This is a genomic window from Streptomyces sp. 2A115 (assembly GCF_052245575.1).
In the GTDB taxonomy this organism is placed as follows: domain Bacteria; phylum Actinomycetota; class Actinomycetes; order Streptomycetales; family Streptomycetaceae; genus Streptomyces.
In genome coordinates this window covers 1-1,095 of sequence record NZ_JBQQCG010000233.1, presented here as the reverse complement: position 1 = coordinate 1,095, position 1,095 = coordinate 1, and the positions used below count along the sequence as shown (strand labels likewise).

The window sequence follows — 1,095 nt, the reverse complement described above, 5'->3', positions numbered from 1 at the left end:
TCGGTTTCGACGTCACCATCGGACCCGCAGGAACCGGACCCGCCTGAACCGGGCTCGACAGGAGTGCGGCCTCGCGGCGAGGCCGCACTCAAAGATGCCCGTGGGACCCCGGATTCACATCTCAGCGACCGCCTTCTTCGCTCAGGACAAGATGAGGTAGACACCGCGGCGCGGTGTCGTTTCATCGATGCGGAGAAGGCATCGGAGGGTAATCCTGCAGGTCACAGTGTTGCGTTTCTGTGCCGTGTGTTGGGAGTACCCCGTTCCACCTACTACGCGCACAGGGCGTCACGGCTGGCCCGGACGGTGCGGGAGCGGGCCGAGGAGGTGCTGGTGGGCGAGATCCGGGTGCTTCACGCCGAATCTCGCGGTGCCTACGGGGCCCCGCGGATCCACGCCGCCCTGCGGCGGGCCGGGCGGGTGGTGAACTCCAAGAAGGTCGAGCGGCTGATGCGCAAGCACCGGATCGTCGGGATCACCCGCCGCCGACAGCGGGGCCTGACCCGGCAGGCGAAGCGGGCGGTGTTCGCGCTCGACCTGATCGGTCGGGACTTCACCGCGTCCCGGCCTGGGATGCGGCTCGTCGGCGACATGACTGAACTCAGCACGCTGGAAGGGAAGTTGTATCTGGCGACCTGTATCGATCTCGCGACGCGGGAGGTGGTCGGCTGGGCGATGGCCGACCACCACCGCGCCGAGCTGCCGGTCGCCGCCTTGCGGATGGCGGCCGGGCGTGGCGGCCTGGAGCGCGGTTGCGTCATGCATACGGATCGCGGCAGCGAGTACACAAGTGACGAATTCCGCAGCGAAATACGCAAGTTGCGCATGAGGCAGTCGATGGGGCGCGTCGGTTCTTGTTACGATAATGCCGCCGCGGAAAGCTGGTTCGCCATCCTGAAAGCGGAGATCGGGACGACCATGTGGGAGACCCGCGAGGCCGCCCGGGCCGACGTTTTCCGCTACGTCGAGGGTCGTGTCCCTCGTCGTGGTGTTGGGGATCAACTGGCGGGCGCGTTCGGGGTGTTGGGTAGCGCGGGGGCGCTTTCGGGGAGTTCGCGGTAGATCTCGCTCATGCTGCCTTCGGGGAGGTAGCGG

1 protein-coding gene is annotated in these 1,095 nt (G+C 67.2%); it reads left to right on the top strand.

Translation table 11 applies throughout. The features are described from left to right. Positions 1–63 precede the first annotated feature (63 nt). Complete coding sequence (locus ACTWQR_RS55765) at positions 64–1,062, top strand: IS3 family transposase (protein ID WP_443235022.1); 999 nt, start codon at positions 64–66, stop codon at positions 1,060–1,062. Positions 1,063–1,095: the final 33 nt, after the last annotated feature.